Annotated in this window: 2 protein-coding genes; both read left to right on the forward strand. The window is 41.0% G+C overall.

The annotated features are described in order from the left end of the window. The first annotated feature begins 9 nt into the window (after positions 1 to 9). The gene (locus tag PN450_RS17365; protein WP_271837044.1) at positions 10 to 8,376 is read left to right on the forward strand and encodes a non-ribosomal peptide synthetase; all 8,367 of its coding nucleotides are present in this window, start codon (positions 10 to 12) and stop codon (positions 8,374 to 8,376) included. Between the two features lie 17 nt (positions 8,377 to 8,393). Further along, positions 8,394 to 10,068, forward strand: a 1,675-nt coding sequence (locus PN450_RS17370) for a condensation domain-containing protein (RefSeq protein WP_271837045.1), incomplete at its 3' end; no start/stop codon positions are given.

Here is a 10,068-nt window from a genome sequence, read left to right on the forward strand (position 1 = left end):
GAGAAGTTTATGGACGTGATAGAAACACATCTTGTTTCAATAGATTATCAAATTCGACAACTGCGAGAAATCCAGCCAGTCACAACTTTATTTAATATTGGAATTCAAAATAAAATAGAAAAACAAGACAAAATAATTGATATTATATCTATAGAGCTACGCGATAAAATATATAATTTAACTACTAATTCTCCTGTTAATAACCTAGCTTTATATCTATCAGTTATTAAATTTTTAATATTTAAATATACTGCTCAAGAACAATTTATTGTAGCAACGGGAGCTTTGAACCTAGACAAGTCTAATAGCTTAATATTCTCCAGATTTGACAAACAAAAGCTTATTTCATTTAAGGATTTACTTAAAATAACTCGCAGTAATCTCCAAGAAGGATACCGTTACCAAAATTATGATGTAGACAGTCTTGTAGAAACGTTTATTGCCAGAGGCGGAAATCCAGCAGCGGTTTTTGATATTGCCCTAATCCACAAGGGATTATGCAGTCACAGTTCTTTGTTAAACAACTTTCAATTAGTCTTTGAAATTGATGCTCAAGATACTTCTGTTTCTGTAACTTTCCCAAAAGATGCTTTTAGTGCAGATTTTGTTCAGAGAATGCTGGCACATTTTCGGCAAATTATAGAAACTGTTACAGTTAATCCTGATTGTAAATTGTCAGAAATTGATATATTAACAACAGAAGAACGTAATCAATTAATTAGAAAATGGAATAATACAGAGATCCAATATTCCCAAAAATGCATCCATCAACTATTTGAAGAGCAAGTAGAGCGTAGCCCCGATGCAATAGCAGTAGTATTTGACAATCAGCAATTAACCTATCGCCATTTAAATGAGCGGGCTAATCAGTTAGCGCACTATTTGCAAAAATTAGGTGTAAAACCAGAATTACTAGTAGGTATTTGCATAGAGCGTTCCCTAGAAATGGTAGTGGGACTGTTGGGAATTTTAAAAGCTGGAGGAGCGTATGTACCATTAGACCCTAGCTATCCCAAAGAACGCTTGAGTTATATGCTTGAAGATACGGGGGTGAAAGTTTTGCTCACCCAGCGTTCGCTTACTGAACTCTTACCAGAGAATCAAGCGATTGTAGTGTCTTTGGATGGAGATTGGCAAGTTATAGCTCAAGAGAATCAGAACAATCTCAACAGTGGCGTGAAAGGAGAGAACTTAGCTTATGTAATTTATACCTCTGGCTCTACAGGTAAGCCAAAGGGAGCAATGAATACCCATAAAGGCATTAGTAATCGCTTAGTGTGGATGCAGAATACTTATCAGTTAACATCCAGCGATCGCATTCTCCAAAAAACTCCCTTCAGTTTCGATGTTTCAGTATGGGAATTCTTTTGTCCGTTATTGGCAGGTGCAACTTTGGTAGTGGTGAAACCTCAAGGGCATAAAGATAATGCTTACTTAATCAAGCTGATACAACAGCAACAAATTACGACAATCCATTTTGTGCCTTCGATGCTGCGAGTGTTTCTGCAAGAACCAAGCTTAGAAAATTGCAGTTGCTTAAAGCGAGTGATTTGTAGTGGAGAAGCACTACCTTATGAACTGACACAACGTTTTTTTGGGCGTTTAAACTGCGAACTACACAATCTCTATGGACCAACAGAAGCAGCAATTGATGTCACATTTTGGCATTGTTTACCACAGATTCAACAGCAGATAGTTCCCATTGGTCGTCCCATTGCCAACACCCAAATTTACATCCTCGATCAATATTTGCAACCAGTTCCAGTTGGTATAGCAGGAGAATTACATATCGGTGGTGTGGGTTTAGCCCGTGGCTACCTTAACCGTCCTGAATTAACTTCTCACAAATTCATTTCTCATTCCTTCGGTGATGGCAAATTATATAAAACAGGTGATTTAGCTCGCTATTTACCCGATGGCAATATTGAATTTCTCGGTCGTATCGACCACCAAGTTAAGATTCGCGGCTTCCGCATTGAACTAGGAGAAATCGAGACTGTACTCAGCCACCACCCAGCAGTAGAACAGTCTGTAGTTATAGTTCACGAGGAAGAAACTGGACATAAAAGCCTCATTGCTTACATCGTCGGAAATTCTCAACCCAGCGATGCTGTTGAGCATAACCAAGAAGTAAATTTATTTGACGAACAAATATTGCAATGGCAAATGCTCTACAACCAGACTTACAGCCAAGCTAACCTAGAGCCAGACCCGATGTTTAATATAGTCGGCTGGAACAGTAGCTACACAGGTCAGCCAATTCCAGCAGTACAAATGCGTGAGTGGCTAAACGACAAAGTTGAGACAATTTTTGCCCAGCAACCAAATCGAGTCCTTGAAATTGGTTGTGGAACAGGACTAATTTTATTCCAAATTGCTCCGTACTGCCGCCATTATTGGGGAACAGACATCTCATCAAGGGGACTAGACTACATTCAGCAGCACTTGAGCAAACCAGAGTCACAACTGCACCATGTGAATCTATCGCAGCGTCCAGCAGATAATTTTGAGGGTTTAGAGGCACAAGGATTTGACACGATCATCCTTAACTCAGTTGTGCAGTACTTCCCCCATATTGATTATTTGTTGCGTGTCTTAGAAGGAGCAGTGAATACAGTCGCCCCTGGAGGCTGTATTTTCCTGGGAGATGTGCGGAATCTGCAATTACTAGAAACTTTCCACACCTCTGTAGAACTGCATAAAGCTTCGCCCGATTTATCTGTAGCCCAATGGCAACAGCAGGTGCAGAGGCGAATTGCCCAAGAAAATGAACTGCTGATTGACCCAGCCTTCTTTGCGGCTATTCAACAGCGTTTTCCCCAAATTACTCATGTGCAGATCCATCTACAACGAGGTCAGCACCATAACGAACTGACTCAATTTCGTTATAACGTCCTACTGTATGTGGGAACTACGGTGGATGTCCCCCATGATATTCAGTGGTTGGACTGGCAGAACCAAAAACTTACATTGGCTATGGTACAACATCTGCTAGCAGAGGCGAAACCTGAGATACTGGGCATTACACGGTTACTAAATCCACGATTAATTAAACCTTTAAAAACCTTAGAATTACTGAAAAATCCTCACAAATTCCAGACAGTGAGCCAATTGCGTCAGGACATAGATGCGATTTCTCCAGAGGCAGGAGTAGAACTTGATGACTTATATGCTTTAGCTGAGGCTTTGTCTTATTCTTTAGTTGTTAGTTGGTCAGACTCTAGTGTCTTAGGCTATTACGATGTCATCTTTGTGCAACACCAAAGTCAGGCAAAAGTCCCTCTGAGAGTCTTCACTCCTACAAACGGTCAAGCCAAACCCTTGCATGACTGGCAATTTTATGCGAACCAGCCCTTACAGCCAAGGTTGAACCGTCAACTCATACCCCAACTGCGTAGTTATTTAGAATCACGTCTACCAGAGTACATGATGCCAAATGCTTTCGTCATGTTGGATGCTATACCACTGACAGCCAATGGCAAAATCGACCGTCGTGCCTTACCATCTCTAGAACAAATCCGTCTCGAGTTGGCAAACACCTATGTTGCGCCATGTACTCCCATTGAAGAAATATTAGCTGTAATTTGGGCTGAAGTTCTGGGGATCGAACAGGTGGGTATCCATGACAACTTTTTTGAACTAGGAGGAGACTCAATTCGGGGTATCCAAGTGATCGCCAAAGCTAAACAAATTGGCTTCGATTTTTCTCTACCACAGCTATTACAATATCAGACAATCCAAGAATTGGCTGGTTTAGTTAGCCGCGAACTGGGTTTTTTACCCACACCAAAAACAGAAGCCTTCAGCCTCATCTCTGACGAACAGCGCCTAAATTTGCCAGAGGATATAGAAGATGCCTATCCGCTTGCAGCACTACAGGCAGGGATGATCTTCCACAGTGAGTATAGTAATGATGTCTCGATCTACCACGATGTCTTTACTTATTACATTCGAGCCACTCTTGACCCCCAGGCTTTACACAGTGCCATTCAACAGGTAGTAAATCGTCATCCGGTGCTACGTACCAGCTTTGTTCTGACTGACTACAAGCAGCCACTACAACTGGTTCATCAACAAGTAGATGTTCCTTTAAAGGTAGACGATCTGAGCCATTTATCGACTACTGAACAAGAAGTATCGCTTGATGCCTGGATTGAACAAGAGAAAAAACGACATTTTGATTGGGGTGTTCCGCCTTTACTACGCTTTTATGTTCATCGCCGCACCTCTGAGACATTTAATTTAACTTTGAGCTTCCACCACTCTATTCTTGACGGCTGGAGTGAGGCCTCGTTGCTCACTGAATTATTGCAACAATATTTATATCTTCTAGGTAAAGACGTTCTTCCTCTGTCAGCACCACCCACAATTACCTTTCGAGATTTTGTCGCATTAGAGCAAACAACTCTTCATACTCAAGAATGCCAAAAATATTGGCAAAAGCAACTCAGCGACATCATTATTACCAAACTGCCACGGTGGTCAAAGTCGAACGCTGCCACTAAAAATTGCGATTTGCCAGTTTCTATATCTTCTAGAGTTTCTCAGGGTTTAAAACAGTTAAGTAAAGCCACGGGAATACCTCTTAAAAGTGTTTTATTAGCGGCTCATTTAAGGGTATTGAGCTTATTAACTAACCAGACAGATATTATCACAGGTTTAGTATCTAATGGCAGACTAGAAGATACTGATGGAGAAAAAGTATTAGGGTTATTTCTTAATACTTTGCCATTGCGTTTAAAACTCCTTGGTGGCAGTTGGATAGACCTAGTAAGGCAGACCTTTGATGCTGAACGGGAATGCTTACCTTGGCGAAGATATCCCCTGGCTAAATTGCAACGGACTTTTGGTGGACAGCCCTTGTTTGAGACTGCGTTTAACTTTGTTCATTTCCACGTTTACCAAAGTATTATCGGTGTTAAAGATTTAGAAGTATTAGATGGTAAATTTTTTAATCAAACTAACCTTGCTTTACTAGCTAACTTTAGTCTCCATCCAATTTCTTACAAAGTAGAGTTTATCCTGAAATACGATCCCAGCCAATTCTGTAAAGAACAGATGAAAATGATTGGCGGATACTATCAAGAAGCTCTAACAGCAATGGCCAATCAATGGTCAGAACTATATGAAAAGCATTGTTTACTCTCAGATAAAGAACAGTATCAACTGTTAGTAGAATGGAATAATACCAAAGCTAACTATCCGCAAGACAAATGTATTCATCAGCTATTTGAAGAACAAGTAGAACGTAGTCCCAATGCAGTAGCGGTAGTATTTGAAAATCAACAATTAACCTATCAAGAGTTAAATGAGCAAGCTAATCAACTAGCCCATTATTTACAAACAAAAGGCGTAAAACCAGAAGTACTAGTAGGCATTTGTCTAGAGCGTTCCCCTCAAATGGTCGTAGGACTATTAGGCATTCTCAAGGCAGGTGGGGCATATGTACCATTAGATCCAACCTACCCAACACAGCGTCTAGAGATGATTTTGGCTGATTCCCAGGTATCGGTGTTACTCACACAACAGAAATTAGTGGCAAGATTACCTGAAAACAAAGCTGACATGGTGATATTAAATACAGATGACGCGGACATTTCCTTAAAGAATAAGAAAAATCCTATCAGTCAGGTTAATTCTCGCAACTCGGCTTACGCAATTTATACTTCCGGCTCAACAGGCAAACCCAAAGGCGTAGTCATTGAGCATCACAGCACTATAACTCTCTTGTGTTGGGCAAAACAAGTCTTTACTACTGACGAACTAGCGGGTGTTTTGGCTTCAACTTCGATTTGTTTTGATTTGTCAGTCTTCGAGCTATTTGTACCCTTGGCTTGGGGAGGTAAGGTCATTCTGGCACAGAATGCCTTAGATTTACCTAGCTTACAAGCTCAAGAGGTGACATTAATTAATACAGTACCAACCGCGATCGCTCAACTGCTACAAATCAAGGGTATACCTAATTGTGTGCAAACAATTAACCTCGCAGGTGAACCATTATCAAATCAACTGGCACAGCAACTTTACCAGCAGGAAAATATTCAGCGAGTTTACAATCTCTACGGACCGTCCGAAGATACAACCTACTCAACATTTAGTTTGGTGCAAAAAGGGGCAATTAAGCAACCTAGTATTGGGCGACCAATTTCTAATACCCAAATCTACATTTTCAACCCCGATCTCCAACCTGTACCCATTGGTATTGTTGGGGAATTATACATTGGTGGGGAAGGTTTAGCCAGAGGCTACCTTAACCAACCCGAATTAACTTCCCAGAAATTCATTGCCAACCCCTTTGATAATTCCCAAAAATTGTATAAGACTGGGGATTTAGCTCGCTATTTACCGGATGGCAATATAGAATTTCTTGGTCGCATCGATAACCAAGTTAAACTTCGCGGCTTCCGCATTGAATTAGGAGAAGTTGAATCTGTCCTAGAAACTTATCCGCAAATTCAACAAGCAGTAGTCATGCTGCGGGAAGACACTCCTGGTAACAAACGACTGGTAGCTTATTTAGTCACACAGAACCAGTCTATAAACATGAGTGATTTGCGCCGTTTCTTACAGCAGAAATTGCCAGATTATATAATTCCTTCCAGTTTCGTCATCTTGTCAACTTTGCCATTAACCCCCAATGGTAAGGTAGACCGCAAGATGTTACCTGCACCAGAAGCAGAACTGACACGAGAACAAGAGTTTGTTCCGCCACAGACACCTGTTGAGCAGATTTTAGCCACGATTTGGCAAGATGTCTTGGGAATTAAGCAAGTAAGTCGCTACGATAAATTCTTTGAAGTCGGTGGTGACTCCATCCTCAGTATTCAAGTAGTCGGTCGCGCTCGTCAAGCAGGAATCAAAATCACCCCACGACAAATATTCCAATATTCAACCCTTGCCGAACTAGCTGCTGTAGCTGATACTTGCACATTGATGTTGGTTCAACAGGGTTTAGTGACAGGATTTGTACCTCTAACTCCGATTCAACATTGGTTCTTTGAGCAAAATCGATCTGAACCGCACCATTTCAATCAATCAGTACTGCTGCAAGTTCCCTCTGATCTCAAACCAGAGTTACTGTCCCAAGCTATTGGCAAATTATTAGAGCATCATGATGCTTTACGTTTGCGGTTTAGCTTTGAGGAAGGTGAATGGCAGCAAATCAACTATGGTATTTCTGATGAAGTACCTTTCCAAGTCATCGACTTATCCCAAACTCCTCAATCACAACTACCACAAACCTTAGAGCAAATAGCGACTATCCAACAGGCTAGACTAAATCTCTCAGATGGGCCATTAATGAGAGTGGTATTGTTTCAATTAGGGAATAACCAAGATAGTCGATTACTGATCGTTATCCATCATCTAGCGGTCGATGGGGTCTCCTGGCGGATTTTACTAGAAGATTTGTTCACAGTTTACCAGCAGTTAAAACAACAAGAAACTATTCAACTGCCACCTAAGACCTTAGCTTTTAAAGAATGGGCTATGCTTTTGCAGGAATATGGGCAAGCTGAGGCAGTGCAATCGCAATTACATTACTGGTTAAAACAGCCTTGGTCTGAGGTAAATTCCCTACCAGTAGATGATCCCACAGGAAAACAAAACAACTCAGTAGCTAGTGCTGCTAATGTATTTGTTACTCTCAGTCAAGAACAAACTTGCGCCCTCTTGCAACAAGTTCCCTCTGCCTATAATACCCAAATTAACGAAGTGCTACTGACAGCTTTAGTGCAAACTTTGGCAAAATGGACAGGAAATTCCACAGTACTCATTGACCTAGAAGGGCATGGTCGAGAAGATATATTTGCAGATGTGGATGTATCTAGGACAGTAGGCTGGTTCACAAGCATATTTCCAGTAATATTGCAACTGCAAAATCAAAATCATTTGGGAGAGGCTCTCAAATCAATTAAAGAACAGTTGCGAGCTATTCCTCAACAAGGTATTAGCTATGGAATTTTACGTTATTTGAGTCAAAATCAAGAAATTAGTTTTCAAATAGCCGCACTACCATTCAGGGAAGTTAGTTTTAACTACTTGGGTCAATTCGACCAGGGACAATTACGAGGAATTGATTGGAAATTAGCTAGTGAATCTAAAGGAGCTAATCAAAGTCTGGAGGGGCATCGTACTCATCTATTAGAAATTACTGCCAGAGTAGTAGAAGGGCAGTTGCAAATTAACTGGAGCTACAGTCGCCACCTCCATCGACATTCTACAGTAGAATCACTCGTTCAGAAGTATCTCCAAGCTTTGCTCAAACTGATTGACCATTGTCTGTCTCCTGAAGTTGGGGGATACACTCCCTCTGATTTTCCAGTGGCGAACTTAAATCAACAGGAACTAGACGAAATTCTCGCGGAAATTGACTAAAGAGGATATAAACGACAATGTTAGTTGAAAAATCTCAGAAAAACAAAAACGTAGAGTCAATTTATCCTCTCTCCCCCATGCAACAGGGGATGCTCTTTCATAGCATTTATGCTCCAGACTCAGGAGTTTATTGCAATCAAACGCTAATCACTATCTGTACAGACATTAACGTTATTGCTTTTAAACGAGCTTGGGAACAAGTCGTAGAACGCTACTCGGTGTTGCGGACTCTTTTTCTCTGGGAGAAGCGTCAACAACCTCTACAAGTAGTGCGAAAGCAGGTGGATTTACCTTGGAACTATCAAGATTGGCGAAACCTTTCCTCCATAGAGCAACAACAGCGTCTAGATTCTTTACTGCAAACAGAATATCAAGAAGGGTTTCAACTTAATCAAGCACCTTTGATGCGCTGTACATTAATTCGGCTATCTGATCAAAGCTATAAATTTCTTTGGAATTGGCATCATATCCTGTTAGATGGTTGGTGCTTACCCATAATTTATAAAGAAGTTTTAACATTCTATACTGCTTACTCTCAAGGTCAAAACTGCTATCTTCCTTCTCCTCGTCCTTATCAAGACTACATTATTTGGTTACAGCAGCAAGACTTATCTGTTGCGGAAATGTTTTGGCGGCGAACCCTTAAGGGCTTCACTGCTCCTACCCCACTAGTGGTAGACCGACCCCAGCTTAGTAACTCTGGAGTACAACCAACTTATCAAGAACAGGAATTGCATTTATCCCGCGCTACCACTAAAGGATTGCAATCTTTGGGTTTGCAATATGGTCTGACTTTATCAACTTTGATCCAAGCAGCCTGGGCTATTCTCCTCAGTCGCTACAGTGGAGAGTCTGAAGTTTTATTTGGTGTCACAGTTTCCGGTCGTCCTGCCAGTTTGCCGATGGTAGAAAACATGGTGGGGTTGTTTATTAATACCTTACCACTGCGAGTATCCACTCCCAAATCAGAATTAATTATACCTTGGCTACAACAATTGCAACAAAAGCAAGCAGAACTTCAGGAGTACGCTTATAGTACTCTGGCGGAAGTACAAAACATGAGTGATGTACCACCAGGAGTTCCTTTATTTGAAAGTTTGGTAGTGTTTGAGAACTATCCTATGGATAGCTTGTCAGAGGAGCCAAATCAATTATTGCCAGTCAGCAAGGTGGAGAATTTTGAACAGACAAACTATCCTTTGACCGTAGCAGCAATACCCAAACAAGAGTTGCTCATAAAATTTAGTTACGATACTAGTCGTTTTACAAGGGACACAATTGTGCGGATGGCTAGTCATTTGCAGACCTTATTAGCAGCGATTGTTGCTAATCCCCAGCAGCAGATAGCTGAACTACCGTTATTGACAGAAGCAGAACGACATCAGTTATTGGTAGAGTGGAACGATACTCAGACTGACTATCCTTTAGATAAATGTATCCATCAACTATTTGAAGAACAAGTAGAACGCAACCCTGATGCAGTAGCAATTATTTTTGAAGGTCAACAATTGACTTATCAACAATTAAATCAAAAAGCCAATCAATTAGCTTACTATTTGCGAACAAAAGGTGTAGAACCAGAAGTATTGGTGGGAATTTTTGTTGAGCGTTCAATAGAGATGCTAATCGGACTACTGGGAATTTTAAAGGCAGGGGGAGCTTATGTGCCTTTAGACCCTAGTTATCCGAGCG

Source organism: Dolichospermum lemmermannii CS-548, assembly GCF_028330815.1.
GTDB lineage: Bacteria > Cyanobacteriota > Cyanobacteriia > Cyanobacteriales > Nostocaceae > Dolichospermum > Dolichospermum lemmermannii.

What these genes read in the sequence shown, in the direction of transcription:
- PN450_RS17365 (WP_271837044.1), top strand. Translation starts at nt 10, where the DNA reads ATGGACGTGATAGAAACACATCTTGTTTCAATAGATTATCAAATTCGA.